The organism is Clostridium culturomicium (assembly GCF_000821305.1).
Lineage (GTDB): Bacteria > Bacillota > Clostridia > Clostridiales > Clostridiaceae > Clostridium_J > Clostridium_J culturomicium.
Window position 1 is genome coordinate 178,426 of sequence record NZ_CCXK01000017.1, and the last position, 26,836, is coordinate 205,261.

Sequence of the window (26,836 nt, forward strand, 5' to 3'; positions counted from 1 at the left end):
ATATGGGATTCAGAAGAGAATTTTACCCTTGATTTTATATTCAAGGGTATTTTTTTATGTGTAAACATTAGGAAATTCATTGAAAATAGTGTATAATAGAATAATTATGAAATTATTTTAACGACATTTTTTAGATTACAAAGGAGGAAGTTATGGAAAAACAGAAATCCATTAATTTAACAGAAGGCCCAATCGCCAGCAGTCTTATAAAGCTGTCTCTGCCAATAATGGGGACATCCTTTATACAAATGGCTTATAACCTTACGGATATGATCTTCATCGGAAAAAAGGGAAGTGATGCTGTTGCAGCAGTTGGAACTGCAGGGTTCTTTACTTGGTTTGCAGTTGCGGTAATATTACTATCAAAAGCAGGAGCGCAAATAAAGGTTGCCCAAAGCATTGGAATGAAGAATGAAGAGGAAACCAAAAACTATATAAAGACAAGCATTCAGCTGAATGTTATTCTTGCATTAGCATATATAGGAGCTATTTGGTTATTCCATAATCAGATGATTGGTTTCTTTAGACTTGGTAGCGAAGTTGTTATAGATTATACTAAGCAATACCTTTTAATTGTATCTACGGGACTAGTATGCTTTTGTATTAATCCTTTACTTACAGCAATTCTTACAGCATCAGGAGACAGTCACACACCGTTTAAAATTAACTCTATAGCACTTGGCATTAATATTGTTCTTGACTATGTGCTTATTTCTGGTGTTGGACCTTTCCCAGAACTTAGTGTAGCTGGAGCGGCCATTGCCACAGTAACAGCTCAAGTTGTGGGAACTCTTTGTTTTATAGGCGTTATAATAAAGCGTAAAGATAAGAGATTTAAACAGAATTATTTATCAAAACTTGATTTTGAACATGTTAAGACTATTACAAAGTTGGGAGCTCCAGTTGCTCTTCAAGAAGGTTTATTTTCAATTTTCTCTATGACATTAGCAAGACTTATTGCACCTTTTGGACCAGTTGCAATTGCAGTACAGAAGGTTGGTTCTCAAATAGAATCTATTTCATGGATGACAGCAGAAGGATTTTCAGCATCTTTAAGTGCCTATGTAGGACAGAACTATGGAGCTAGAAAGTATGACAGAATCAAAAAGGGGTATAAGATTACCATGACGCTTGCATGCTCTATTGGAATTTTTGCAACTCTATTCTTAATCCTAGGAAGAGACTTTTTAATAAGCATCTTCATCAATGAACCACAAGCCATTGCTATGGGTTCAGATTATCTCATAATCCTTGGATTGTCACAGATATTTATGTGCATGGAAATTACTACAGCAGGTGCTTTTAATGGAATGGGAAGAACTGAAATACCATCTTTTGTTGGAATTACTTTGACTGGTGCTAGAATTCCTATGGCTATGGCTTTAGCAAGTATTCCGTTACTAGGTATTAATGGTGTTTGGTGGAGTATTAGTATCAGCAGTATTTTAAAAGGAATAGTGTTGTGCAGCATTTTTTACATCTTCATCAAAAAGAAAAAATATGTTATAAATTAATGTAAAAATAGACTTTAAAGGAGACCACTGAAAAACATTAGTTTTTGGTGGTCTATTTTTATATACTTTTTTTTGGTTTTCTTAAGTAAACAAAAAAGATGTTGCAAAATGATTGAAAAGTCATTTTGCAACACCATATTTTATACTAGTGGAACTTTTATATTAAGTTATTACTTGCTTTTAAAGCTGTAAATTACTTTTTAATTGAGTTTAACTTCATGTTAACTAATAGTAATAGGTTTTCTGGTAATTCTTTACCCATTTGACCTGCCATTCCCATTAGATCTTCTAAAGTTTTTTCACCCATCATTCTTAGCATTGATGCTTTCATTTTCATTCCAGTTGCTGCTGAGAATGTAGCTACTAGGAATGCAGATGCTTCTTCATTATCAAGGATATCATTTACAGTATCTTTAATTGAGAAGAAACCTTCAGGGAATTGCATTGTAGCATTTGCTGCCTCTGCTGCAGCTTGGTTAAACCAGTTTGCTGCTCCTGCAGTGTCTACATCATCTTCGTCATCTACTAGAGTGTATATTGCTGGCTTTTCAGCAACTTTTTCTAAAGTTATAGCATCTGAGAAGTTTCCAGACTTAGCAGTGATTCCAGAGAAGCCTTCTGCTAGTGGTACATTGTTGAATACAAATACCTTTTTGCTTCCTTCTTGAGTTTCAAGTAATTTTCCGTTTACGTATAAGCTTACAGAATCTAAGTTAGAGTAAACTTTAACTGTTGTAGTTTCTCCAGCTCTTTGAGCATATCTACGTCCACATACATATACGAATGGCTCGTTGCTCCAGTATGCTTTATATACATAGAAAGATTCTTTCTTAATGTTTCTGTCTATAGTCATAAGACCTTTGTTGTTACGTCCAGAAACTCCACCTTCATCTCTTGCAGCGCAACCGAAGTCGAACATGTTCCAAACGTGAGTGCTCCATAGGTAATCACGCTCAGAGATGATTTTAGCCATGTGCTCATGGTATTCAGCTTGGTATGCTTCAGAGTAATCTCTGCATTTTGGCTCGTCTGGTTGGTAAGTTATGATACCTTCAGCACCGTACTCAGAAATTCCAAGACATCTGTTTGGATATTTAGCATGGTAAGCATCAAGCCATGTTTCGTTTTGAGTATAGTCTCCACCATACCATCCGAAGTAGTGGTTGTAGCTTTCTACGTCTGTTACGCTGTGAAGCTCGCTGTCTGTTCCAAGCATACTTACGTGTGCGATTGTAGTAAGTCTAGTTGGGTCTAACTCTTTAACTAAGGCATTAAGATCTCTGTGGTTATCAACTAAACCTGGTTTTTCTCCAGAGATTGTTATTTCGTTAGAAATTCCCCAGAAGCAGATTGAAGGGTGGTTGTAGTTTTGGTAAACTAGAGCCTTCATTTGCTCACGGCAGTTTTCATGTGCAGCTGGGTTGTTGCTTTGGCTACTGATGTATGGTATTTCAGCCCATACTACGAATCCGTATAAGTCACATGCATCATAGAATTCTTGAGCGTGCTGATAGTGAGCAAGACGTACTGTGTTAGCTCCAACTTCAGCAATGTAAGCTGCATCTTCATAATGGTCTTCTATAGTTAAAGCGTTACCTTGGTATAATCTATCTTGGTGACGAGAAACTCCTCTTAGTGGCATTTTCTTTCCGTTTAAGAAGAAGCCTTCATTTGGATCTACGCTGAACTCACGGATACCGAATGCAGTTGAAACTTCATCTACAGTTTCGTTTCTACGTACTAAAGTAGCTACACAAGTGTAAAGGTATGGATCCTCAACTCCTTGCCATAAGTGAGCGTTCTCTATGAATTGAACAATTTTTGTCTCAGTTGAAGGTCTCCAGCTTTCTGCTACTTGGGTACCCTCAGCATCAAATATTTGGTATCTAACTGTGAAATCTTCACCAGCGTTAGTTATCCATGAATTTAATTCTACGTTTGCTCCATTTTCAACTATTTTTGAAGTTACTGTTAATCCTAAGCTTCCGTAAAAGTCTAAATCAAAGTGAGTTTCTGGAACTACTATTAAGTTAACTCCACGATAAAGTCCACCATAGAAAGTGAAATCAGCCATTTGTGGGTAGATGTGATCTACTGAACTGTTGTCAACTTCTATAACTAATAGGTTTTCACCTTCAGCTTTAAGCTGTTCTGTTACGTCTGCTCTGAAAGTAGCGTATCCACACTCGCTATAAGCAACTTCTGTTCCGTTAACGAAAACTCTTCCAGAAAGAGCAGCAGCAAGTACTTCAACGTATACTCTGTCACCTTTTTTCTTAACTGGGTTTTCGAAAGACTTAGCGTACCAGCAAGTTCCACGGAAGTATTGTCCGTTTCCATCTTGTCCATCTATGGCATTCCAAGTGTGAGGAAGATTTATTTTCTCCCAAGTTGTTGGCATTTCTGTCGGCATGCCAACGTTTTCTTTATTAAAAAGCCAATTGTTATTAATGTTAATTATGTTTCTCATTAATGGTTCCTCCTTGTAAATAAGGTATGTTAAATTTATATATATTATATATTTATAAATGAAAATATAATAGGCATAAATTTGTTAGTTTTTTGTACTATTTTTAGTTTTTCCTTGATTAAGGAGAAATATTATGCCAAAATATTGTAAGGAACTCTTTCTTGTATAGAATCAGTGGAGTAAATTCGAGTAACCAAATCGAAGATTTGAAATCAAAATAGGAAACTCCTTCTCATATACATTCGAAGGAGTAAGTTCGAGGAACCAAATCATAGATTTGGACTCTCACTTATGAGGTGGTAGTATGAATAATCAAATATTTGATTTTGTCATAAATTATTTAAAAGATCTGCATATAAATTGTGTAAGAGTCACTAATCCAACAAAGGATTTTTCTGATGTAGACTTGGGATTAAGAAAGATTATCTTGGGAATGAAGAGTAATGGCGACGTAATGAGCAAGGTTAAAGAAAAAATTGATTTGAAAACTATCTATCATTTTACTGATAGGTTTAATTGTAACTATACTATTTTTAATATTCCTGGAACTGAGGAATTTGAAATAATAGGTCCAATCCTTTTAAAGGAGATGAAAAAAAGCGATATTTATGCTTTAATGAGTGATTTAAAGATACCTATTGAAGCTTATGGAGAACTAAAGGAGTATTATTATTCCTTACCGTATATATCTGATAAAATGTGGATTTATTCTTTAATTCATCGTTTAGGAAAAGAATTATATGGAGATGAAGATGTATCAATACAATATATAAAGCTTGATTCATCAGATATATGGCATAAAGGTGATGAGGACCACAACTTTAAAGTGCCATCAGATCCAATTTTAAGTATGAAGATCCTTGAAGAAAGATATTTTCAAGAAAATGAACTGCTAGCAGCTGTTCAGCATGGAAATTATAAGAGAATTCAAAGCTTTCTAGAGTCAGCTGGGATGATAAGATTTGCCAATAGAATTGATGATGAAATTCAAGAATGTAAACATAGATTAATTGTCTTAAATACTCTTATGAGAAGAGCTGTTTATCAAGGTGGAGTTCACCCTCTTCATATAGATAGACTCTCAAATTCCAATGCTGTTAAGATAAATCAAATTTCAAATACAAAAGAATCAGATGAAATGTCTTTGGCCATTGTAATGAATTATTGTAAATTGGTTAAAGATCATAGCTTATCTTCTTACTCTAAGCCTATACAAAAAATTATAACTACAATTGATGCATCTATAACCGCAGACTTGAGGCTTAATACCTTTGCCAAGGAGTTATTCATGAATCCCAGTTATTTATCTGCTCTTTTTAAAAATGAGGTAGGAATGACTTTAACAGAGTATGTTAATAAGAAAAGATTAAAATACAGCAAAACCTTATTAAAGGATACAAATCTTCCTATTCAAGAAGTAGCAGCAAACTGCGGTGTGGCAGATATACATTATTACACAAGGCTCTTTAAGAGGGAATATGATATGACTCCAAGAGAGTATAGGAAAAAGTATATGAAGGGTTAGATAAGAAAATAAGCGTAATAAGATAACCTTGAACAAATTAAAAAGTTGAAGAAAAATGCTCATAAGGAATAATCTATAGATTAGTCCTTATGAATTTTTTTTAGTATTAAAATATTAAGGGAATTTGATAGGGAGGTTACAACAAGTACACCTAAAGAGATAGCGCCACCCACCAATAGTACATCAGCACCTTTAGCAATTGCTTCATCAAAATAACCCTGAACAAGATAAAGCATAGTATTATACATCCCTAAACCAGGTACTAACGGAATTATTCCTGGAATAATAAAAATAATGGCTGGCTGTTTTAATTTTCTAGCTAAAATCTCGCTGATAAAGGCAACTAAAATAGTAGCGATAAAATTTGCAGAAGGATCATTAATTGAACGAGTAGATAGGAAGTAATATAAGGACCATCCAACTGCCCCTGAAAAACCACAGAAAAAAAGAACTTTTTTAGGGGCACATAAAAATATAGAAAAGCCTACAGAGGCTAAGAAAGCATATAAAAAGTGCATTAAAACCGGCATTTGTGTCATCATAAGTTACCACCTAAACTAATCCACATATTAAGTATAATTCCTACACCACAAGCAATGCTTACAGCAGTAACACAGGCATCAAAACTACGAGCTACACCAGAAATCAAATCACCCGATATTAAATCTCTAATACCTTTAATAAATGAAACTCCAGGAAGCAAAGGCATAATAGATCCGACTATTAAAGTGGTCGGAGAAGCTATTATATTCAGCTGGGTGAGAATTAAACCAATTGAAGCTATGACAGTGGATGCAGCTAAACTTGAAAAAGCTGAAATGGAGCTTAATTTCATAATTTTTTTATAGAGTATAACTGCAAGAATAGAAGTTATAATGGTTGAAATAAAGTTTGAAATATTATTTCCTCCTAGTAGACAGGCAAAAAAAGCTGAACCCAAACCAGTAGACAAATAAGTTAGTTTAGGGGAGTAACAGGTAACAGAGCTTATGTCCTTAAGCTCCCTCATAGCATCTACTAATGGAATATCAGTGTTCGCAACAAATTTCCTTGAAAAGTTGTTTAATAGTGAGATTTTGTTTAAATCGATGGACCTTGCTTTAATAGTTTTCATAAAGGAATACCCATCGAATCTATAATCAGCAATAATTATAACTGTTGGTGAGGCAAAAACATTTATATGATTAAAGCCTCTGGAAGTACATATTCTTAGAATTGTATCTTCAACACGAAAGGTTTCGGCCCCATTAATGAGCATAAGCTCTCCTAAAAACAAAGCTAGGCGCAGAATGCTTTTTTTATAGGCTTCACTAAATTCATTTTCCATAAATTTATCTCCATAATATAAGTAATTTTAGATTTATTCTTAACTATGTATAGAATGTGCTAAAAGTAGAAAATTTATTAGTTTTACTTTGCATTGATACCTAAATGAGTGATGAAATATATAAGAATTCACAAGAAATTATTGACTATGTAAGGATTTTTAGCCACAATTAAGCTAATGAATATCCGATAAAAGAATGCAGAAAATAATTAAGAATACATCTATTAGAAAGGAAGGGTTGATGATGAAAATTACTGAAGGTTATATGCCTTTTGAAGGTTTTAAAACTTATTACCGTATTGTAGGAGAGGAAACAGAAGGTAAGAAGCCATTAGTGCTACTTCATGGAGGACCTGGTTCTACTCACAATTACTTTGAGATGTTGGATAAAGTTGCTGAAAGTGGCAGACAAGTAATAATGTATGATCAGATTGGCTGTGGAAAATCTTTTGTGGAGGGACATCCAGAACTATTTAATGCGGATACCTGGATAAAGGAATTAATAGAACTTAGAAAATATTTAGGGCTTGAGGAGATTCACCTTTTAGGGCAATCTTGGGGAGGAATGCAGACTATTTGGTATGCTATTGAGTATAAGCCAAAGGGAATCAAGTCATATATTCTTTCTTCAACCCTTTCTTCTGCTAAGCTTTGGGAAATAGAGCAGAAAAGAAGAATTTCTTATATGGACACTGAGGATCAGGAAGCTTTACTTAATGCAGAAAAAACAGGGGATTATTCCAGTGAAGCTTATGAAAAAGCCTTAGATAAGTTTATGAAACTTTACTGTGCAGGAGAAGTTACACAGGATTCGCCAGAATGCTTAAGAAGGCCTAAAATATCAGGAAAAGAAGCTTATATAGTAGGATGGGGACAAAATGAATTCTCACCAACAGGCACTTTAGCAGGCTATGAATTTACTGACAGGCTTCATGAAATCAAGGAGCCATGCCTCATAACAAGTGGAGCCATTGATTTAAGCTCACCATTTATTGCAAAGACCATGCATGATAGAATTCCCAATAGTAAATGGGAGTTATTCCAATATTCAAGACATATGCCTTTTGTTGAGGAAAATGAAAAATATATTGAAGTTTTAAATAAATGGCTTGAGGCTCATGATTAAAATAAAAAGCCTAAAGTATTGTTAAATGGAACAGCTCCTTGTCATTTTGACAAGGAGCTGTTCATTATAGTGAAGTATTTTAAAATTATTTTTCAGTTTCAATATATTTTAATTTAGCATATTTTAAATTTACTCCATTATATAGGAAGGCTAAACCAGCACCTAGTAATGCTAAACCTAAACCTATATAAAATGTACCTAAATATCTAGGATCAAAAATATGAGCATTTCTAACGGATATACCACCAACAATCATTACAACCATAATAATATAGCTTTTTACATCAAAGAATGAAAATAAGCAATGACGTTCAAGAAGGCTATTTAATATTCTTTTAGAATGTTTTTTAACCATTTTGCTGAAAACAAATTTAAAAAACATAAAAAATATTACTGATGAAACTAATAGGTATATTATTACATTGTTTGCATTTGAAGTTAAATCACCAAGCCCCAGAGTGAATACACGCCCCCCTGCGAAGCTCCACAAAGCACCTGCAATTAGAAGTAAAGTTCTTTTATCAGCTTTAATTTTATATTTTTCTAAGAAATCTTTCATAAATAAATTCGCCTCCAAATTCAAATTGAACTTTGTTCATATTCATATTATATTCCTATTAGTATAAAATGTGAAGGGGTTAAATAAAAATTATTTATTAATAATAATTATCCGATTGTGATATATGAAAAATTCCTGTTCTAATTTACCAGAATAGTATAACTAATGTTCCATTTAAACCTTATCAGCATATCGTTTATTCAAGCTCTTCTAATAATTCTAAAACAATACCATCAGGGTCCTTAAAATATACAGCTTTACTTTTCGAAAACCCATCTGGCGTAAAATCAAAATATTGAGGTGGAGAAATAAATTCTACGCCCTTCTGTATTAAGGTTTCATAGGCTGCATCAATATCGGGTACTTGAAAGCATATTTCTGAAATTGATATGGAGTTAAGTGATGGTTTGACTTTGGCTGCTTTAGGGTTCACAAATTCAATTAGCTCAATGGATGGGCCTGAAATTTGTTCATTGCATTTTAAATAAGCTATTTTGGCAAAACAGTTATTAAGGTTAAAAAGTATTTCTGTGTTTTCACCTGACATAGTCATTTTTCCAAGGTAATTTAACCCTAGTGTATCTCTATAAAATTTTATTGAATTGTTTAGATTTGAGATTGTTAAGCCTATGTGACAGACATTCTTTAACATGTTTAACCTCCAGTTTAATCAACTTAAGATAGTTGTTTTATTATGTGTTGGTAATAGTTTTATCAAAAGGCGCTGGATTTAATACTATGTTTCATAATTTACAGAAAAATAGTATTAAAAATTTACATTTACATAAAAATACAATAATGGTAAGCTGAAGGTGAAAGCTGAGAGATGAAATTAGTTTCCTAATATTCTAAGGAGTTCTTAGAACATAGATGGATAAGCTTATTCATTGTTCAGCAAACATCAGGTATGGATGAATAACTAAATAGAGTTTAAGAGTATAAATAAATATAAATGAAAGGGAGGGGAGGTTTAGTGAGAAGTTATAGAATAATATTTCTCGCTAAAATATTATGAGTAAGGAGTTTAAGTTGCCACAAAACCTTCTATTAGGAGTCGCCACGGCTTCAAAGCAGATTGAAGGAGGAGACACGGATAGTAACTGGAATGACTGGTATGAAAGAGGCGAAATCAGAGATGGCAGTAATCCTGCTAGGGCAAATGACCATTATAATAGGTTTAAGGAAGATATTGATTTAATGGCAGAAATGAATATTGAAATTTACCGCATGAGTATTGAGTGGAGTCGCATTCAGCCAAAAGAGGGATGTTTCGATGAAGGTGTTATTGAACATTATCGAGAAGAAGTTAAATATCTGCAAAGCAAGAGGATAAGGGTCCTTTTAACGCTTCATCATTTTAGCAACCCCATGTGGTTTGAAAGAATTGGTGGTTTTTTAAATAAAGACAGCAGCGATATTTTTTTACAATTTGTAACTACAGTAGTATTAAAACTGGGGGATTTAGTTTCTGAATATATAACTATAAATGAACCCAATGTTTATGTTACCAGTGCCTACTATTTCGGAGAGTTTCCTCCAGGGCATAAATCTTTTAAGGAGTGCAGAGAGGCATTCACAAATTTAGCTTTGAGCCATATTAAGGCATATAAAGGGATCCATGATATTCGTAAAAAAATGGGCTTTAGTGATACAAAGGTTGGCTATGCAAGCCATGTAAGAGTTTTTGAGCCAAGCAGAAAGAATAATTCTTTCGATAAAATTTCAGCGAAGCTGATGGATCAGCTTTTTCAAGTTGGTATAGATGATGCCTGTATGATTGGAAGAGTATCCTTCCCAATCAAAAATCATAAGTATTTTGAAAAAGGAAAGTATTATGATTTCGTTGGAATAAATTATTACGCAAGAAGTATGGTTAAATTCTTTGAGGAGTTTCCTAAGGCAGAGGCGCCACATAATGATATGGGGTGGGAAATTTATCCTGAAGGGTTGGGCATTGTTGCAAAACGATATTATGAGAAATATAATGCTGAAATTTATATCACTGAAAATGGAACTGCTGACAGGAATGATAAATTTCGTTCAAAGTTTATATATGATCATTTAAAGGTTATTGCAAATTGTTCAGTACCAATCACTAGGTATTATCATTGGACCTTTATTGATAATTTTGAGTGGATGGATGGTGAAGCAGAGTGCTTTGGCTTAGTTAACTTAAATTATGAAACACAGGTTAGAACGCCAAGGGAAAGCTGTATCTTTTATTCCGAAATAATTAGAAATAAAAATATAACTGATGCAATGTATTCAAAGTATGTTAAATAATAAGATAAAAGAAGTGACTAGCTTTCTATGATTTAATATATCGTGGAAAGCTAGTTTAATGTATAATAAAATCCATGAAAGAAAAAAGTATATTAAAGAAATAATTATTTTGAACTTAAGGAGAAATAAATGGAAAGATTTAATGCTGAAATTAAACAAGTTGAAGGCAAGGATGCAAGTTATATTGAAATCCCCTTTGATGTGGAAGCAGTGTATGGAAGTAAAAGAGTTAAGGTTAAAGCAACCTTTGATGGTCATCCATATAGAGGTTCTATTGTTAGAATGGGATTACCTTGCTATATGATTGGAATTACAAAGGAAATTAGAAAAGCTATAGGTAAAATCTTTGGAGATATAATACAGGTTTCTATTGAAAAAGATGAAGAGGAAAGAACTATTGAAATTCCAAAAGATTTTCAAGAAGCTGTGGATAAAAGTGAAGAAGCAAAGGCCTTTTGGGATACCTTATCTTTTTCTGGAAAGAGAAAATATATAACTTGGATTACTTCTGCAAAGAAGGAAGAAACACGAAAACAACGTTTAGAAACTGCTGTTGAGAAATTAAGAAATAAAGAAAAACTATAGTAAAATTGCAGAGAAAATGAAAAGGAAACTGTACTACTTTAAATTGACCATCATGGCATATGCATTAAAATTTTGATATATGCAATTTAAACTATAAAAATTAAATGCGTTATCTAACGTAATAATAAATAGATACAAAATCTTCTATAGATATTAAAATCTATGGGGGATTTTTATATAACTATATCTTCATAAAATTCAATATGTTATGTATGGAAATTATTTTTTAGAGTATTATGAAGTCTTATTTTGTAAAAGATAAAAAGCGATTCATAGGATAATTACTTAAAAGTGCCTAATTGATGAAGTAACTTTTTTGGATTAACCTATATTAAGCAGTAATTAAATAAAAAGAGGGAACACAAATGAAAAAATATAAAACGGTTATAGTAACAGTTGCAATGTTAATGCTTTTAGCATCAAATATTACAGTCTATGCAAGTCCACAAAATGTAAATAAAGGAACAATTAGAGTTGGCTCTTCAGGAACTTATTATCCTTTTACTTTTATAGAAGGAGATAGTGCTAAGGGGTTTGAGATAGATGTTTGGAACGAAATTGGGAAGCGTTTAGGATATAATATCGAGCATAAAACAGCTTCCTTCAGTGGATTATTTGGAATGCTAGATTCAGACAAAATAGATGTAATTTCTAATCAGATAACAATAACAGATGAAAGAGAGAAAAAGTATTATTTTTCTGATCCATATGTTGAAAGTGGAGCCCAGATAGTAGTTAAATCAGGTAATGATAATATAAAGTCAGTTGAGGATTTAAGTAGTAAAAATGTTGGTGTTGACTTAGGAAGTAATTATGAAGAGATTTTAAAGGGAAAAAATGAAGAAGCCAATATAATTACATACCAAAGTACTGATGCAGCCTTTAATGATTTAATCATAGGACGAATAGATGCTGTTGTAATAGATAAAATATCAGCGCTGATAAATATAAATGAAAAAAAACTACCATTAGAGTTATCCGGTGAACCTTTTGAAAAAGTAGTAAATGCTATGGTATTTGCAAAAAATGATGTTAACGTTGAGTTAGTAAAAGAAGTTAATAAAGTTTTAGAGGATATGAAAAATGATGGTGCATTAGAAGAAATTTCAAACCAATGGTTGAATAGCAATGTAATTGCATCAAATGAAACCAGTTTCTTTAGCAAGTTAATAAAAGCTGTATTAGCAGGGGCTAAAGTCACTATAGCATTATCAATTATATCTATAGTTATAGGTTTATTAATAGGAATAATAGTTTCAGTAATAAGATATTTAAGGATACCGGTATTAAGTCAGATTTTAGGGGTATATGTATCCTTCTTTAGAGGTACACCTGTATTAGTTCAATTATTCTTATTATATTTCGGATTGCCACAGATTTTCCCAATACTTAAGGGGATGAGCGGATTTACGGCAACTTACATTGCATTAGGACTAAATGCTTCTGCATATATTTCAGAAGTATTACGAGGCGCATTTGACACAATAGATAAAGGGCAGATGGAAGCTTGTTTATCAATAGGAATGAGTAATACTCAAGCAATAAAGAGGATAATACTGCCACAGATACTCAGAATGTCAATTCCTTCTATAGGAAATATTTATATAGATATAGTAAAAGGTTCATCATTAGCTTTTACTATAGGAGTTGCAGAAATGTTAGCTAAGGCTCAAATGGTTGCATCTACTAACTATAAATTTTTCCAAAGCTATATAGTAGTAGCAATAGTTTATTGGATATTAATTGAAATATTTAATTATATTCAAAGGCTTATAGAAAGAAAATTATCTATATATTAAGGGGGATAAGCTGATGATAAATGTTAAGGGAATTAAAAAGAATTACGGAGAACTTGAAGTATTAAAAGGAATAGATTTGAAGGTAGAAAAAGGTGAGGTAGTGGTAATAATAGGTCCGTCAGGTTCTGGTAAATCCACATTTTTGAGATGCTTGAATTATTTAGAAGTTCCAAGTGCAGGAAGTATAAAAATAGATGAATTTTCAATAGATGCTGAAAATTACTCAAAAGGTGATGTGAAAAATCTAAGATCTAAATCAGCCATGGTATTCCAAAACTTTAACCTCTTTAATAATAAAACAGTGTTAGAAAATGTTATGGAAGGATTAATAACAGTAAAAAATTTAGATAAAAAAATCAGTGAAGAAATAGCTTTAAAGAGGCTTAAACAAGTAAATATGGATATGAAAAAGGATAGTTATCCTAAGAGTTTATCTGGAGGACAAAAGCAGAGGGTAGCTATTGCAAGAGCTGTGGCTCTAAATCCAGAGGTAATATTATTTGATGAGCCTACATCCGCATTAGATCCAGAAATGGTTTTAGAAGTTTTAAATGTAATAAAAGAGTTGGCAGATGATGATACTACAATGGTAATTGTGACTCACGAGATCTCCTTTGCTAGAGATATAGCGGATTTCGTTATATTTATGGATAAAGGAGTAATTATTGAACAAGGTACAGCAAAGGAAGTATTATTAAATCCTAAGCAGGTAAGAACTAAAGAGTTTTTATCAAATGTAAGTTTACATTAAATTAAAAGAGTAAATAGAGTTAAAATTAATAATTTCTGTTTACTCTTGTTTATTATTGGTAAGAGCCTTATCATATTTATATAGCTATCCTTTTATATGGATTCACAGCTTCATCCATCGGTGTTTTAGGCCCTGTTTTAATCTATAAGTTTTTGGAAAAATATGAAAAATTCGTTACGAGGTTATGTAAGGAGCGCCTATAGCTTCTATTGTTTTAATCACGGCTTATGGATTTATTTATGACAAATTAGGAAATTATAAATTTGTTCTGATGTTTTTAATTTTTATGCGATTGGTAGGATTAATTAGTATTTGGATAGCTGGAAAAATAGACGTAAGTTATTTGGAAATAAGTGTGAATATTGAAGGTAAATTAAAGTAGTCACTTAAAAGTACCTAATTGTACCTTTCAAATAAGAATAGTATCTTAAAGAAGTAGAGAGTATATAAATTAAAATTAACAAAGGTTGGAGTTCATATAGAGAAAGCAACATAGGGAAGGAGAAATTCATATGAGTAAACAGATTAAAGAAAAAGACTTAATCGTTATTGGAGCAGGACCAGCGGGGCTGACTGCTGGAATATATGCAGCAAGAGCAGGCCTTGATACACTTATATTAGAAAAAGATGTTATTGGTGGTCAGGTAAGATTAAGCTATACAATAGAAAATTATCCTGGATTTGAAAAAATCATGGGCAGTGAACTTGCGGAAAAAATGGAACAGCAGGCAGTTGCATTGGGAGCTGAAATCGATGAGTTTGATATGATTGAGAAAGTATCATTAACTAATGAGGAGAAAATTATAGAGACAGGGGATTATATCTATAAGCCTAAAGCAGTAATTATTGCAACTGGAGCAAATCCAATAAAATTACCAATACCTAATGAGGCTGCTTATTTGGGTAAAGGAGTTCATTACTGTGGAGTATGTGATGGAGCAAGTTATAAGGATGAAGTCATTGCCGTTATCGGTGGTGGTAATGCTGCATTAGAAGAATCAATTTTTTTAGCAAAACTAGCTAAAAAAGTTATCATTATAAGAAGGTACGATTATTTTAAAGGCGAAGTAAAAATCTTAGAGGCTGTGGAAAATACACCTAACATAGAAATTATGTATAACTGGGATCTCGTGGATGTGGCAGGGGAAGGTTTTGTAGACAGAGCTATTATTAGAAATACAAAAACAGATGAAGTAAAAGAAATTGAAGTAAAAGCAGTATTTGGATATATAGGAACTGCACCAAAGACTGATTTATTTAAAGAAAGTATAAACCTTAACGATAGAGGTTATATTTTAACAAATGAAAGCATGGAGACTAATATTAAAGGTGTTTATGCAGTAGGGGATGTAAGAGAAAAAGAGTTTAGACAGGTTACTACAGCTGTGGCTGATGGAACAATAGCTGCCCTTAAGGCAGAACATTACATTTCAAAATAAAGGAGTGATTATTATGATAAAAGTATATTCAGTAGAGTGGTGTGGGCCATGTCAAAAGGTAAAAAAATATTTAACTACAAAAAATGTGCCATTTGAGTCTGTAATAGTAGCAGATGAAAAAGAGGCTAGAGACATTGTTCAAGAAATATCAGGACAAAGGTCAGTGCCTGTAACAGTAATTAATGATAAAGTTATACTTGGATTTGACAAACAACAAATCGACGCAGCTTTAGCAGAGCTTAATAAATAATAAATACTAGACAAAGCTAATAAAGTAAATATAGCAATTAAAAAAGCCAGGTAAATAAAGAAGAAAAGCCAAGAAATAACCTTTAGGAGTTCCAGCTCTTGAAGGTTATTTTTTATGCCAAAATTAAAATTAAAAATAATTTTATTTAAATTTCAATGAAGGAGTTTTACAGCTCATATTAGTTTATAAATTTGTTATGTATAGATATTTAAAATATCATTATTTTCAATATAATGTTACAATTGAATAAATAAACTATTTGTGTAAAGGGGGATGTAATGAAACCATCAGAGAGACAAGAGGTGTTTGAGACTTTAAAAGCAAAATATGAAGGTGAGGGATATGTTACAAAGGAACATACCATTTCTGTTCTAACAGCAAATTTAATGGCATTTGTAATAGCATTACCCATAGTTATAATTTGCGGTGTAATTTATTTTAATGTATATCATCCATTTGACAAAAATAATACAGCAGTAATATATATTAGTTCAGTTGAACTGATATTAGGGCTTATTTTAATGATTGCATTTATATTTATCCATGAATTACTTCATGGAATGACTTGGAAGAGGTTCTGCAAAGATAAGAAGAGTATTTCATATGGGGTAATGTGGAAGCAGGCAACCCCTTACTGTTGCTGTGTGGAGCCATTAACTTTCAAGGGATATATATTAGGTGGTTTGATGCCTTTTATTGTTATAGGTATTGGCCTGTTTATAGTTGCATTGGTATTAGAAAATACAATGATATTTATACTTAGCATGTTTAATATTATTGGAGCATCAGGTGATCTGACTATTGCTTTAATGCTTTTAAAATGCAGAAAATCCGTTATAATTGATCACCCAACTAAGTGTGGCTTTGTAACGTTTAATAAATAATAAATCTTCTAAGGAGGAAAAATGATGAACAAAAATATTCAATGGTTTAAAGAAGCAAAGTTTGGAATGATGATTCACTGGGGGTTGTATTCATTATTAGCTGGAGAATATAAGGGAGAAAAATCCAGTGTATATGCAGAGTGGATTCAATCAAGATTCCAAATTCCAAATGAGGAGTATGGGAAGCTAGCAGATGCCTTTAATCCTATATACTTTGATGCTGATGAAATTGTAAGCTTTGCAAAGGCATGTGGCATGAATTATTTAGTAGTTACTACAAAGCACCATGATGGCTTTGCAATGTATCATTCAAAGGTGGACAAGTATAATGTATATGATGCAACACCTTTCCATAGAGATGTTCTTGGAGAGCTTGCAACTGCTTGTAAAAAAGAAGGTCTAAAGCTTGGAATATATTATTCACAAGATCTTGACTGGCATGAGCATCATGGTGGAGGATATTTGTCTAATCATATTGAAACTGCTGGAACAACATGGGATAACAGCTGGGATTTTAAGGGGGAAAAGGATTTTAATATTTGCTTTGAAAATAAAATCATTCCTCAAATCAAAGAAATCATGACAAATTATGGTGAAATCTGTACAGCTTGGTTTGATATGCCAATGACTCTTACACAGGAGCAAAGCCAGAGAATTTATGAGGTGGTAAAGGAGCTTCAGCCGGATTGTCTTATCAATTCACGTCTTGGAAATGGAAAGTATGATTATGTGTCTTTAGGGGATAACGAAATCCCAGAAACTATGGAAGTTATGGACAAGGATAACGTGGATTATAATGATGTTAATGGAGTTAAACCATCACCTTATGGTCTGTATGAAACTGCTGCAACTATGAACAAAACATGGGGTTTCTCTTATCATGACCACAACTGGAAATCACCAGAAAAGATATATGAATTAAAGAAGCATTTAAACTCCATGGGGGTTAACTATTTATTAAATATAGGCTTAGATGGTTTAGGAAGAATTCCAATGGCTTCAGTAAAGGCATTAAAGGCTGTTGCTGAAATGGAGAAAGAAAAAAAGTAATGGATAAGGCTGTTATTAAGAGATAGGAAAAAGTACTAAAATAATTAAATATAAAATAAACTCTTTAGCTTAAGCAAGCTGAAGAGTTTATTTTTGTCATAAAGCTGTTTGTATATAGAGATAGAGAATCACTAGAATTTAAATCATTAGTATTCAATGCAGGAAACATCAATGATGGTGCTGAGACTGAACCTGATACTGTACAACTTGGAGCGGCTGATTCTGGCTTTAGTATAATGGGATGGATTTTACCTCAAGGAGATACAGATGAATATTCATTATATTTTAATGTGCCAAGAGATGCCTTTAATAAATCTAGAAACACTAAAATGTTTGTTCATTTACTAACTGATAATTTTGATATACCTGGAAATAGGTTTTCAATTAGACTTTCATCATTATTTACTAGAGCTAATGGTGTAGTAAATGCAGATAATATACAAGTTAATAATAGTGGTAATATTACAGTTCAAAACTCAGGAGCAAGTTTTCGATATAGTCATTATGTAATAGAGTTTTGCTTAGACGATATTGTTAGAGCAGAAGATTTTGCATTGTTGAGTGTTGCTAGTGTTACAATTCCTGGTGACTTTACTGGTCCACTACTTTTAACTAGTATAGAGTTTAGATATTTAAGCTGCGAAGCATAAAAGCTAATTAAAAATAATATGAGCTGATATCATGGATATTTACAGGTTAAGAGCTAACAGCCTAGATTAAACCTAAAATTATATAAGGTTGATGGTATATATAATCTGTTAATAATCCAAATAATTGTATATATAATTGACTAAAGTATGATATCTATTACATTGCTTGATAGAATTATTAATAGAAGTGAATAGATGTCATGTATTCTATAAATGAAAGTCTCTATGCCATTTTAAATGGGGTAGAGACTTTTTTATTATTAGGGATATATATCAAGGAATAAACTTCTCTCAACATTGAACATGCACTATTTATTTGATAGTTCATGTTCATCTATGGTTGGAGGAGCTTTTATTGAAATTCTTTATTAATCCTTATACCTGATTTCAGTAAAATTAAAAATTTATCAATTACGTGGTCGTAATCATAGTCTTCTTCATTTAAAAGTTCATAAAGGGCAAAGGAAAACAACATTCCCATGAAGGTGTGGCTGGAAAAGGCAGCATCATCATTTTCGATAAAGCCCTTATCCATGGCTTCTTGAATATGACCAGTTGCTTTATCAAGGAGGAGAGTAACTTTGCTGCGAATGAATTTATTTCTGTCTTCTGTACCCCACAGTTGGCTTATGATAAGTTTAATTAAATCCTTGTTATCATAAACGTATTTAAGCTGTACTCGTGCTGATATTTCTATTTTTTCCAATGGATTTTCTATACCCTCTGTGGCCTTGTCCACCTTTTTAAGGATTAAGTTAACTCCTTCATCCACAATAAAGTTAAATAATTCTTCTTTATTTTTAAAATGATAATATAATGATCCCTTTGCAACACCTGCATTACTAACTATTTCGTCCATGGTAGCCCCTGTATATCCATAACTGGAGAACACCTTAATGGCTGCTTCAAAAATAGCGGTTTTGGTTTTATTCATATTTCTCACCTAACCCATAATTTAGTAAATATAATTATATATTATAGCACTTTTAATGAGAAAAAATCTATTTTGTGCATATTTTACTTTTAATACACAAATGGAATATTGATTTTTTTATTGAGTTCTGAATTATTGTATGGATTTTAGAAGGGAGTTCAGCAAGAAATCTGTTAAATTTTGATAACTATGTAACAAAAAAGATTCATTTGAAAGAGTTAAATTTTTCAATAACTAGTAATATAATATAATTGTACTGACTACCCAGTACAAAAACTTTACAGAAGGTGATAGTGTGGATATTTTTAAAATCGCAGGAAAGGATTTAAAAAGTATTACAAAAAACAAATTCTTAATCATCAGTATAGTAGCAATCATTGTAGTACCAATGCTTTATTCTTTACTATATTTAGATGCTTTTTGGGATCCCTATGCAAAACTAGAAGATGTGCCAGTCGCTGTAGTTAATGAAGATAATGGTGCTGTCCTTGATGGCAAAAAGGTTAACTATGGCAATGACATTCTTGATGAACTAAAGAATAATGAGGAAGTTGGATGGAAAATAACTGATGAGAAAACTGCTGAGGATGGTTTAGAAGGCAGTAAATATTACGCTGTAGTTAAGATTCCTGAAGGCTTTTCAAAAGATGTTATTGCTGCAAAGGAAGGTAGACCTAAAACAGCAACAATCTCTTTTACTTGTAATGACAAGAAGAATTTTTTAGCTGCGCAGATAAACTCTAAGGTTCAATCTGAATTCAAGGCTAACGTTACTGCATCCATAACAAGTAACTATGTAAATGTGGCCTTTGATAATTTGTACAAAGCAAAGGATGGAATGAAGGATGCTGCAGATGGAAGCACTAAGCTTAAGGATGGAATTGGTACATTAAGTGACAAAATGCCAGCCGTGACAACAGGAATTGGGGCTCTTTATAAGGGTTCTAATGAACTTACAAGTGTACAAAGTCAGTTAAATGGTGGTATTAATACTTTAAAAAGTGGAGCATCAGCATTAAATGATGGTGCCTCAGCTTTAAATTCAGGAGCCTCACAGGTTAAGGATGGCGTTGCTGTTTTGGAAAGCAAAGTACCTGAGCTTACACAGGGGGTAGGAGCTTTAGCATCTGGAAGCAAAACTTTATTTGATAGTTATACTAATAAGGTTTTACCAGGTATTAGTAACATCAATGGTGGCTTAAATGCTTTAGATACTCAGTTAAATAATGGAGAAAAGGATATAACAGCTTTAAGTGAAGGTTCAAAACAGCTTCAAAGCAATATTTCAGCACTTCAGAAGGGGGCCAGTGATATAAAAGCTGTAGATGAAATCGTAACTGAAGGTTATAATCAGCTTATTGAAGGAGCTCAGAATTTAAATTCAGGAATAAAGGCAGTAGCAGCTGGCGTAGCAGAAACAACTAAGGAAGTTGAAAACATAGGAACAAATGTGGCAGCGTTACTTCAAAGTAATCCACAGCTTATGAATGACCCTAATATGCAGGCTGTTCTTTCAAGCTTAAATAACTTAAGCGCTGGAAAAGAGCAAGGACAGGCTGGACTTCAACAGCTTGTACAGGGTGGCGATAATTTAGTAGCTGGAGTAAATAACTTTAATCAGCAAGGGTTACAAACTTATATGGCTGGTGTAAGTGAATTTGCAGACAAAACTAGCGAATTTGCTACAGGTACGGCTGCAATGGCTAAGGGAACAGATAGTTTAATTGGAAGTGTGGCACAGATTAAAGGTGCTGTGGGACAGTTAAGTTCAGGAACCAATGAACTTTATAACAACATGATATTAACTAATAAAGATGGCTTTGGATATGGGCTTGCTTCAGTGTCACAAGGAAATTCAAGCCTAAACAGTAAGTTACCAGAGCTTCAAGGAGGAATAAATCACATTTCAACTGGAACAAGTCAGTTAAAGGATGGATCTCAAAGTCTACTTTCTGGAACTACTAGTTTATTAACTGGAGCTAAAGATTTGCAAAGTGGTTCATCAGCAATACTTGAAGGTCAAGTTAAATTAAATAATGGAATTGCTGATTTGAATAGTTCAATTCCAGAACTTACAAAGGGAGTAACTCAGCTTAAGGATGGTTCCACTGAACTTAGTACAAAGTTAAGTGATGGGGCTAAGGAAATGAAGGATGGGCTTGTTAACTCATCAACAGTAATGGGTGACTATGTTGCAAATCCTGTTAAGTTAGACAATTCTTCAGTAAACCCAGTACCAAACTACGGTACAGGCTTTGCTCCATATTTTATTCCACTATCTTTATGGATAGGAGCAATAATGATGTTCTTCGTTGTTCCTATGAAGGTTAGTAAGGAAGAAGAAGAGGCAAGCAGAGTAAGTAAGGTTGTAGGTAAATTTATTACCTTCAGCATTGTTGGTATTTTACAAGCACTACTTGTAAGCTTTATAGTTCTTGGTTTCTTAGGACTTAAACCAGTGAGTACCATAGGATTTATTGGAACTAATATCTTCCTATCTTTAGTGTTTGTTGCAATAGTTCAATGTTTGATTTTATTACTTGGAGATGCAGGACGATTGATTTCCATCGTATTTTTAATTCTTCAATTAACAGGCTGTGGAGGGACCTTCCCACTAGAAGTAGTTCCAAAATTCTTCAGAGTAATCAATCCATTTATGCCATTCACCTATGCAGTTGAAGTTTTAAGAGAAGTAATTTCTGCAACATCAATTAATTCAATGGTGATGTTAAAAGATTTTGGTATCTTAGCTTTAATAATGGTAGTATTTTTAATTATATGTGTTATCTTCAGAGATAAGGGGGAAAAGCTATCTGAAAGAATCACTGCAGCAAGATAGAAGCAGGAAAATAATCAAGTAAAAGGTAAAGAAAAGCTCATTAGTTAAATTTCTTTACCTTTTATTAGTTTACATATGTATAATTTATTAATAATCCTAAATAAGTGTAAACTCAATTGACTTAAACTATGATATCTATTACATTGTTTAATAGAATTGATCCTAGAAGTGAATAGACGTTATTTAATAAAAGCCTCTAATTCCTTTTAAGGAATCAGAGGCTTTATATTTTATTGAGTTCATCTATAACATAGTAGTATTAATTTATAAGTAAGAGGCTTTTATTTTTATAAAAGGCATCATAATTAACTAAAGAAACAACATATTTAGCGAAATCTAATTTCACAATTCTTTTTTTTAAATGAAATTAATATAATACAATAAATAGATTTGGACGAGCTTTATTTATTATATTTCAGAATAAGATAGAAAATGAAGAGGTATAAGATTTTCTTCAAAAGTATCATATAAGGAAGAGTTCGCTTAAATGAACAGTGCAAAGGAGAATATGCTGATGATTTTTTTTCAACAATTTTGGGCACCACGAAATGCTTATGATCCTGTAGGTATGTTTACACAGGGCCATATGTTTTTATTATTAATTTGTTTGGGGATTCTCGGGATTTTGTTATATGCTTCAAGAAAAATAACTAAAAGCAACATTGAAAAAGTAACTAAAATACTTGCTATCGTAATGGTTACTTTAGAGGGAATTAAAATTTGTTATAGTTTTTATTGGGGCTATACTTGGCTTAGTGCATGGTTTCCAATTGCTTATTGCTCCATATTTATGTATGCTCTTTTGCTTAGGGGATATGGAAAAGGGAAGTTTAGAGCCATTGGAGATGCTTTTCTTGCAGGAGGGTGCATTATAGGTGGAACAGCATTTTTACTATTTCCATCCACATCACTTATGATGTATCCAGTGTTTCATTACCAGTGTTTATACAGTATGTTCTTTCATACTCTAATGATATACATGGGAATTATGTATATTTGGAAAATGGATATTAAATTTAATAAAGAAGGGTACAAGGAGTATTGTAAAATATATTTATTCTTTGGAGTTATAGCTGTTGTTCTTAATACAATATTTGATAGTAATTTAATGCTTTTAAAAAAGCCATTTAAGATTCCTGTGCTTTTTGTCCATAAGTTATTTATGGATGCACCATGGGTATATACGATTTTTGTATTTTTAGTGTACTTATTTGCGCCATATTGGATTACAGCATATTTTGCTAAAATCATAAAGAAGAGAAGAAATAAAAAGGTCCTGAATACTTTGGATGAGATAACAGCATAGAAAGTTTAATTGAAAAATCAATTAATTCTAGTAAAAAGAAATGAAAGTTTGTATATTTAAGAGATAAATTATACTTATGTAAATAGGAAGACTGATGACATAAATGCTATGCCATCAGTCTTTTATTATTTTTTATCTTTGTGAGTTAACTAAATGTATGCTTCATCTAAAGATAAGCAGATATATTTTTATTTATCACGGGTATCTCTTTCAATTTTGACAGAAGTTAAGAAGTCCTTAAAGTAATCTCCAACAGAGCAGATGGTACCTAAGGATTTTAAGCATGGAGGAAAGTTACAATAGCTATTTAAAATATATTTTAAATAGCTATTGTTTTACATTATAGTAAGGTGTATAATCTATTTAAAGAAAATTTTAAATAGATGATGCAATTGGAGGTTTAGCATAGTGGGACTTCATGATACTTTTAAAGCTTTATCAGATCCGCTTCGCAGGCAGATTTTAATGATCTTAAGGGAAGGGGAAAGAAGTGCAGGAGATATTGCCAGTGAGCTGAATATTACACCAGCAGCTCTTTCTTATCATTTGAATTTACTGAAGAAAGCTGATTTGTTAATGGAGTATAAGCAGAAAAATTATATATATTATCAGCTGAATACCACCTTATTTGATGAGCTGGTAATGTGGCTAAAGCAATTTGGAGGTGAAGAAAGTGAAAAATAAAATTTTAGGGATTACAACCTTTTTACCATTAGTAGTAACTTTGATTGTCATTAATTTTTTACCAGAACGTATACCAAGGCATTATGATTTGCAAGGGAATATAGATGCTTGGGGCTCAAGATATACACTATTTATATTTCCAGTAGTAATTATTTTAATTACTTTGATTTGGTTATTAGTTATAAAATACTTTGAGAAGAAATCGATAAGTGCTGAGGAAGATAAGGAAAGAAAAGAAGCTGGTGGAAATGCAAAAGTACTTTATGTAGTGGCTATAGTAGAAAATCTAGTTTTTAATGTTATGTGCTATTCTTTTATATTTTCAGCATACCTTGAAGTTAAAAGCAATGCGCAGGTTATGGCAATTGATATTAATACAGTTATGGGTGTGGTCTACGGATTAATGTTTATAGTTTTAGGTAATGTGATGTCTAAATGTAAAAGAAACAGCGTTTTAGGATTGCGCACTCCTTGGAGTATGAAAAATGATATAGCTTGGGCGAAGAGTCAGCGATGGGGAGGTATTTCTTTTATAGTTTCAGGTATCATTATAATAATTTCTGCATTCATTTATGGGGGATTGGCAGTATTAGGTATTATGCTGGGGGTATTAACATTAGACGCTGTATTATGCTTTCCATTGTCGTATATTGCGTGGAAAAAATCAGAAGAAAGAGGCTAGACATAATAGGATTAAGGTTTATCTTATCTGAAGGATTTATGCTAGAATTCCTGTGGAACCCTTTTAGTAAAATTAAAATAAAAAATTTTTGGAGCTTTAGAAGACGCAAAGAATAAAGGGTTAACCATTAAGGCGTTCTCATTTAATTCTAAGGGTGGACGCTGTGAAAACTGTGAAGGTCTTGGATATGTGATTAGTAACATGTTGTTTTTCAAAGATGTGGAAGTAGTATGTCCTATTTGTGAAGGAAATCAATTTAATGATGAGGTTTTAGCTGTTAAGTTCAAGGGCTACTCTATTAAAGATATTCTTAGATTGTCTATAGAGGAGGCAATACCAGTTTTTGAAGATAACTCTAAAATCCTCAAAATTCTTAAAATGTTGCAGGATGTAGGACTAGATTACTTAGAGCTTGGTCAAACGTTGACTACCTTATCAGGGGGAGAAGGTCAGAGATTAAAGCTTGCTAGAGAGCTTATTGAGAAAAAAGGAAAGAATAATTTATATCTTATTGATGAACCTACCACGGGTCTTCATCCAGTAGATGTGGAAAACTTCCTTAAGCTTTTAAATAAAATGGTTGATTTAGGAAATACCTTAATTGTTGTGGAACATAATCAGCAGATAATAAGAGCTTCAGACTGGATAATAGATTTAGGACCAGAAGGTGGAGTAAACGGTGGAGAAGTCATGGCAGTTGGAACTCCAGAGAAAATTGCAGCTAATGAAAAATCTATAACAGGTAAGTATTTATAGATTATTGTATAAAGCAAAATGAGCGGAGATTTTCTCCGCTCATTTTAAGTATCTAAAGATACTTCAGATACTTCGGTTTTATCATTAAAGCCATAAAGCCATTTTGATTTTAAATAGTAGATTAAGAAAATAATTGAACTTAAGGTCCAGGTTAATGGATATGCCCAGAAAATAACTTGAATATCTGGAATAATCCTTGTAGCAACAGTTATATAAGATACTCTTATAACACACCAGCACACAAGCATTACTATCATTGGGACCTTAGACTTACCTGCTCCTCTCATAATACCTGCAATGCAGTGGGAGAAGGCTAGAAGAAAGTAAAAGGGAGCAATAGTTCTTGCTTGTCGTACACCGTAGCTTACAACACTTGAATCATGAGTGAATAAAGCAATTAAAACTGGTGCACCGATGAAAAATAATATTCCAATGGATTCAGCAAGGATCATTGAAGTTGCAATGCCAAAATATGTTCCTTTTTTAGCTCTGTCGTATTTTTTAGCCCCAAGATTTTGTCCAATGAAGGTTGTCATGGACATGGCAAAGCTGGTTACAGGGATAAACACAAAGCCTTCGATTTTGGAATAGGAGCCACACCCAGCTACAGCAGTTGCGCCAAAGGCATTTATACTAGATTGAACAACTATATTTGCAAGGGCGATAACGGAATTTTGAACTCCTGATGGTACACCCATGGATAATATCTCTTTAAGTAAATCCTTGTGGATTTTAATCTTTTTAAAGCTTACTCTGTGAATATCATTAGTGTGGGTAAGGTTATAAAAAGCAAGGCATACGCTTGTACCTTGAGCAATGACTGTTGCAATGGCAGCACCTGCAATTCCCATCTTAAATACCACAACAAATAAAAGATCTAAAATAACGTTAATGATTGAAGAGGTAATAAGATAATAAAGTGGAGACTTACTATTCCCCATGGCTTGGAATATTCCGTTTGCTGTGTTATACATAACAACTGTAAGGATACCTGAAAAATAGATTCTTACATAGGTAACAGCTTTATCGAAAACCTCTGGTGGTGTTCCCATAAGTTTCAAAATTTGAGGTGCAAGCCAAGTGCCAAGTATGGTCATAACTATTCCAGATATGATACCAAATGCCACAGCAGTATGTATAGAGTCTTGAACTTTTTTTGTTTCTCCAGCTCCAAAATATCTAGAGATAACTACTCCAGCCCCAGAAAAAATACCTGTGAATAGTCCTACTAATAAGAAGATTAAAGAACCAGTAGAGCTGATAGCAGCAAGAGAATCAGGACCAACAAAATTGCCTACAACTAAGGAGTCAACCATGTTGTAAAGCTGCTGAAATAGATTGCCGAAGAAAATTGGAACTGCAAATCTTACAATTTGTTTATAAATAGAACCCTCTGTCATTAAATTAGCTTTTGAACTCATAA

24 protein-coding genes are annotated in these 26,836 nt (G+C 32.7%); 17 read left to right on the forward strand and 7 right to left on the reverse strand.

The window, feature by feature from the left end:
* Positions 1 to 152: 152 nt before the first annotated feature.
* Positions 153 to 1,514, forward strand: coding sequence for an MATE family efflux transporter (locus BN1075_RS13340; protein WP_040193714.1), 1,362 nt, complete (start codon positions 153 to 155; stop codon positions 1,512 to 1,514).
* 193 nt (positions 1,515 to 1,707) lie between these two features.
* Here the strand turns inward: BN1075_RS13340 and BN1075_RS13345 are convergent, their stop codons facing one another.
* Positions 1,708 to 3,984 (reverse strand): glycoside hydrolase family 2 protein, encoded by a 2,277-nt coding sequence (locus tag BN1075_RS13345; protein WP_040193715.1) that lies wholly within the window; start codon positions 3,982 to 3,984, stop codon positions 1,708 to 1,710.
* Positions 3,985 to 4,288: 304 nt separating this feature from the next.
* Between BN1075_RS13345 and BN1075_RS13350 the strand changes: the two genes are divergently transcribed.
* The gene (locus BN1075_RS13350; protein ID WP_040193716.1) at positions 4,289 to 5,509 is read left to right on the forward strand and encodes a helix-turn-helix transcriptional regulator; all 1,221 of its coding nucleotides are present in this window, start codon (positions 4,289 to 4,291) and stop codon (positions 5,507 to 5,509) included.
* 80 nt (positions 5,510 to 5,589) lie between these two features.
* Here BN1075_RS13350 and BN1075_RS13355 read toward each other — a convergent pair whose 3' ends face one another.
* Both BN1075_RS13355 and BN1075_RS13360 read right to left on the reverse strand, forming a co-directional pair.
* Positions 5,590 to 6,051 (reverse strand): threonine/serine exporter family protein, encoded by a 462-nt coding sequence (locus BN1075_RS13355; protein ID WP_235777803.1) that lies wholly within the window; start codon positions 6,049 to 6,051, stop codon positions 5,590 to 5,592.
* Entirely contained in the window at positions 6,048 to 6,836 is a 789-nt protein-coding gene (locus BN1075_RS13360; protein WP_040193717.1) for a threonine/serine exporter family protein, read from the reverse strand. Before BN1075_RS13360 ends, BN1075_RS13355 begins: the two co-directional genes overlap by 4 nt.
* A gap of 244 nt (positions 6,837 to 7,080) precedes the next feature.
* On the opposite strand from BN1075_RS13360, the gene pepI reads away from it, so the two are divergent.
* A complete protein-coding gene (gene pepI / locus BN1075_RS13365) occupies positions 7,081 to 7,962 on the forward strand; it encodes a proline iminopeptidase (protein ID WP_040193718.1) in 882 nt (293 codons plus the stop codon).
* Between the two features lie 85 nt (positions 7,963 to 8,047).
* On the opposite strand, the gene BN1075_RS13370 is transcribed toward pepI, so the two are convergent.
* A complete protein-coding gene (locus tag BN1075_RS13370; RefSeq protein ID WP_040193719.1) occupies positions 8,048 to 8,521 on the reverse strand; it encodes a hypothetical protein in 474 nt (157 codons plus the stop codon).
* A 196-nt stretch (positions 8,522 to 8,717) separates the two neighbouring features.
* Positions 8,718 to 9,173 carry a VOC family protein gene (locus tag BN1075_RS13375; protein WP_040193720.1) on the reverse strand — a complete coding sequence of 152 codons (456 nt, stop codon included), beginning with the start codon at positions 9,171 to 9,173 and terminating at the stop codon, positions 8,718 to 8,720.
* Between the two features lie 359 nt (positions 9,174 to 9,532).
* On the opposite strand from BN1075_RS13375, the gene BN1075_RS13380 reads away from it, so the two are divergent.
* The 9 genes from BN1075_RS13380 (at position 9,533) to BN1075_RS13420 (ending at position 18,212) form a co-directional block, all read left to right on the forward strand.
* Complete coding sequence (locus BN1075_RS13380; protein WP_040193721.1) at positions 9,533 to 10,804, forward strand: glycoside hydrolase family 1 protein; 1,272 nt, start codon at positions 9,533 to 9,535, stop codon at positions 10,802 to 10,804.
* A 129-nt stretch (positions 10,805 to 10,933) separates the two neighbouring features.
* A complete protein-coding gene (locus BN1075_RS13385; protein ID WP_040193722.1) occupies positions 10,934 to 11,389 on the forward strand; it encodes a YdeI/OmpD-associated family protein in 456 nt (151 codons plus the stop codon).
* Between the two features lie 365 nt (positions 11,390 to 11,754).
* Entirely contained in the window at positions 11,755 to 13,188 is a 1,434-nt protein-coding gene (locus BN1075_RS13390) for an ABC transporter permease subunit (protein ID WP_040193723.1), read from the forward strand.
* Between the two features lie 13 nt (positions 13,189 to 13,201).
* On the forward strand, positions 13,202 to 13,939 hold the full coding sequence (locus tag BN1075_RS13395) for an amino acid ABC transporter ATP-binding protein (protein ID WP_040193725.1): 738 nt from the start codon (positions 13,202 to 13,204) through the stop codon (positions 13,937 to 13,939).
* A gap of 512 nt (positions 13,940 to 14,451) precedes the next feature.
* Positions 14,452 to 15,378, forward strand: coding sequence for an NAD(P)/FAD-dependent oxidoreductase (locus BN1075_RS13400; RefSeq protein ID WP_040193726.1), 927 nt, complete (start codon positions 14,452 to 14,454; stop codon positions 15,376 to 15,378).
* Between the two features lie 13 nt (positions 15,379 to 15,391).
* On the forward strand, positions 15,392 to 15,628 hold the full coding sequence (locus tag BN1075_RS13405; protein WP_040193727.1) for a glutaredoxin domain-containing protein: 237 nt from the start codon (positions 15,392 to 15,394) through the stop codon (positions 15,626 to 15,628).
* Positions 15,629 to 15,906: 278 nt separating this feature from the next.
* Complete coding sequence (locus BN1075_RS13410; RefSeq protein ID WP_040193728.1) at positions 15,907 to 16,512, forward strand: DUF3267 domain-containing protein; 606 nt, start codon at positions 15,907 to 15,909, stop codon at positions 16,510 to 16,512.
* A 21-nt stretch (positions 16,513 to 16,533) separates the two neighbouring features.
* Positions 16,534 to 17,562, forward strand: a complete 1,029-nt coding sequence (locus tag BN1075_RS13415; protein WP_197072317.1) for an alpha-L-fucosidase — start codon at positions 16,534 to 16,536, stop codon at positions 17,560 to 17,562.
* 236 nt (positions 17,563 to 17,798) lie between these two features.
* Complete coding sequence (locus tag BN1075_RS13420; protein WP_235777804.1) at positions 17,799 to 18,212, forward strand: hypothetical protein; 414 nt, start codon at positions 17,799 to 17,801, stop codon at positions 18,210 to 18,212.
* Positions 18,213 to 18,564: 352 nt separating this feature from the next.
* Here the strand turns inward: BN1075_RS13420 and BN1075_RS13425 are convergent, their stop codons facing one another.
* A complete protein-coding gene (locus BN1075_RS13425) occupies positions 18,565 to 19,146 on the reverse strand; it encodes a TetR/AcrR family transcriptional regulator (protein ID WP_040193731.1) in 582 nt (193 codons plus the stop codon).
* A gap of 295 nt (positions 19,147 to 19,441) precedes the next feature.
* Between BN1075_RS13425 and BN1075_RS13430 the strand changes: the two genes are divergently transcribed.
* The 5 genes from BN1075_RS13430 to BN1075_RS13450 all read left to right on the forward strand — a co-directional run bounded on the left by BN1075_RS13430 (position 19,442) and on the right by BN1075_RS13450 (position 25,413).
* Positions 19,442 to 21,985 carry a YhgE/Pip domain-containing protein gene (locus BN1075_RS13430; RefSeq protein WP_040193732.1) on the forward strand — a complete coding sequence of 848 codons (2,544 nt, stop codon included), beginning with the start codon at positions 19,442 to 19,444 and terminating at the stop codon, positions 21,983 to 21,985.
* A 514-nt stretch (positions 21,986 to 22,499) separates the two neighbouring features.
* A complete protein-coding gene (locus tag BN1075_RS13435) occupies positions 22,500 to 23,291 on the forward strand; it encodes a TMEM164 family acyltransferase (RefSeq protein WP_197072318.1) in 792 nt (263 codons plus the stop codon).
* A gap of 408 nt (positions 23,292 to 23,699) precedes the next feature.
* Positions 23,700 to 23,975, forward strand: coding sequence for an autorepressor SdpR family transcription factor (locus tag BN1075_RS13440; protein ID WP_040193733.1), 276 nt, complete (start codon positions 23,700 to 23,702; stop codon positions 23,973 to 23,975).
* The gene (locus BN1075_RS13445) at positions 23,965 to 24,657 is read left to right on the forward strand and encodes an SdpI family protein (protein WP_052406548.1); all 693 of its coding nucleotides are present in this window, start codon (positions 23,965 to 23,967) and stop codon (positions 24,655 to 24,657) included. Before BN1075_RS13440 ends, BN1075_RS13445 begins: the two co-directional genes overlap by 11 nt.
* Before the next feature lie 201 nt (positions 24,658 to 24,858).
* Entirely contained in the window at positions 24,859 to 25,413 is a 555-nt protein-coding gene (locus tag BN1075_RS13450) for an ATP-binding cassette domain-containing protein (protein ID WP_235777805.1), read from the forward strand.
* Positions 25,414 to 25,457: 44 nt separating this feature from the next.
* Here BN1075_RS13450 and BN1075_RS13455 read toward each other — a convergent pair whose 3' ends face one another.
* On the reverse strand, positions 25,458 to 26,834 hold the full coding sequence (locus BN1075_RS13455; RefSeq protein ID WP_040193735.1) for an MATE family efflux transporter: 1,377 nt from the start codon (positions 26,832 to 26,834) through the stop codon (positions 25,458 to 25,460).
* Positions 26,835 to 26,836: the final 2 nt, after the last annotated feature.

What these genes read in the sequence shown, in the direction of transcription:
- BN1075_RS13355 (WP_235777803.1), bottom strand. Translation starts at nt 6,051, where the DNA reads ATGATGACACAAATGCCGGTTTTAATGCACTTTTTATATGCTTTCTTA.
- BN1075_RS13420 (WP_235777804.1), top strand. Translation starts at nt 17,799, where the DNA reads ATGGGATGGATTTTACCTCAAGGAGATACAGATGAATATTCATTATAT.
- BN1075_RS13435 (WP_197072318.1), top strand. Translation starts at nt 22,500, where the DNA reads ATGATTTTTTTTCAACAATTTTGGGCACCACGAAATGCTTATGATCCT.
- BN1075_RS13345 (WP_040193715.1), bottom strand. Translation starts at nt 3,984, where the DNA reads ATGAGAAACATAATTAACATTAATAACAATTGGCTTTTTAATAAAGAA.
- BN1075_RS13400 (WP_040193726.1), top strand. Translation starts at nt 14,452, where the DNA reads ATGAGTAAACAGATTAAAGAAAAAGACTTAATCGTTATTGGAGCAGGA.
- BN1075_RS13450 (WP_235777805.1), top strand. Translation starts at nt 24,859, where the DNA reads ATGTTGTTTTTCAAAGATGTGGAAGTAGTATGTCCTATTTGTGAAGGA.
- BN1075_RS13340 (WP_040193714.1), top strand. Translation starts at nt 153, where the DNA reads ATGGAAAAACAGAAATCCATTAATTTAACAGAAGGCCCAATCGCCAGC.
- BN1075_RS13350 (WP_040193716.1), top strand. Translation starts at nt 4,289, where the DNA reads ATGAATAATCAAATATTTGATTTTGTCATAAATTATTTAAAAGATCTG.
- pepI (WP_040193718.1), top strand. Translation starts at nt 7,081, where the DNA reads ATGAAAATTACTGAAGGTTATATGCCTTTTGAAGGTTTTAAAACTTAT.
- BN1075_RS13425 (WP_040193731.1), bottom strand. Translation starts at nt 19,146, where the DNA reads ATGAATAAAACCAAAACCGCTATTTTTGAAGCAGCCATTAAGGTGTTC.
- BN1075_RS13410 (WP_040193728.1), top strand. Translation starts at nt 15,907, where the DNA reads ATGAAACCATCAGAGAGACAAGAGGTGTTTGAGACTTTAAAAGCAAAA.
- BN1075_RS13370 (WP_040193719.1), bottom strand. Translation starts at nt 8,521, where the DNA reads ATGAAAGATTTCTTAGAAAAATATAAAATTAAAGCTGATAAAAGAACT.
- BN1075_RS13395 (WP_040193725.1), top strand. Translation starts at nt 13,202, where the DNA reads ATGATAAATGTTAAGGGAATTAAAAAGAATTACGGAGAACTTGAAGTA.
- BN1075_RS13385 (WP_040193722.1), top strand. Translation starts at nt 10,934, where the DNA reads ATGGAAAGATTTAATGCTGAAATTAAACAAGTTGAAGGCAAGGATGCA.
- BN1075_RS13455 (WP_040193735.1), bottom strand. Translation starts at nt 26,834, where the DNA reads ATGAGTTCAAAAGCTAATTTAATGACAGAGGGTTCTATTTATAAACAA.
- BN1075_RS13390 (WP_040193723.1), top strand. Translation starts at nt 11,755, where the DNA reads ATGAAAAAATATAAAACGGTTATAGTAACAGTTGCAATGTTAATGCTT.
- BN1075_RS13380 (WP_040193721.1), top strand. Translation starts at nt 9,533, where the DNA reads ATGAGTAAGGAGTTTAAGTTGCCACAAAACCTTCTATTAGGAGTCGCC.
- BN1075_RS13360 (WP_040193717.1), bottom strand. Translation starts at nt 6,836, where the DNA reads ATGGAAAATGAATTTAGTGAAGCCTATAAAAAAAGCATTCTGCGCCTA.
- BN1075_RS13375 (WP_040193720.1), bottom strand. Translation starts at nt 9,173, where the DNA reads ATGTTAAAGAATGTCTGTCACATAGGCTTAACAATCTCAAATCTAAAC.
- BN1075_RS13415 (WP_197072317.1), top strand. Translation starts at nt 16,534, where the DNA reads ATGATGAACAAAAATATTCAATGGTTTAAAGAAGCAAAGTTTGGAATG.
- BN1075_RS13405 (WP_040193727.1), top strand. Translation starts at nt 15,392, where the DNA reads ATGATAAAAGTATATTCAGTAGAGTGGTGTGGGCCATGTCAAAAGGTA.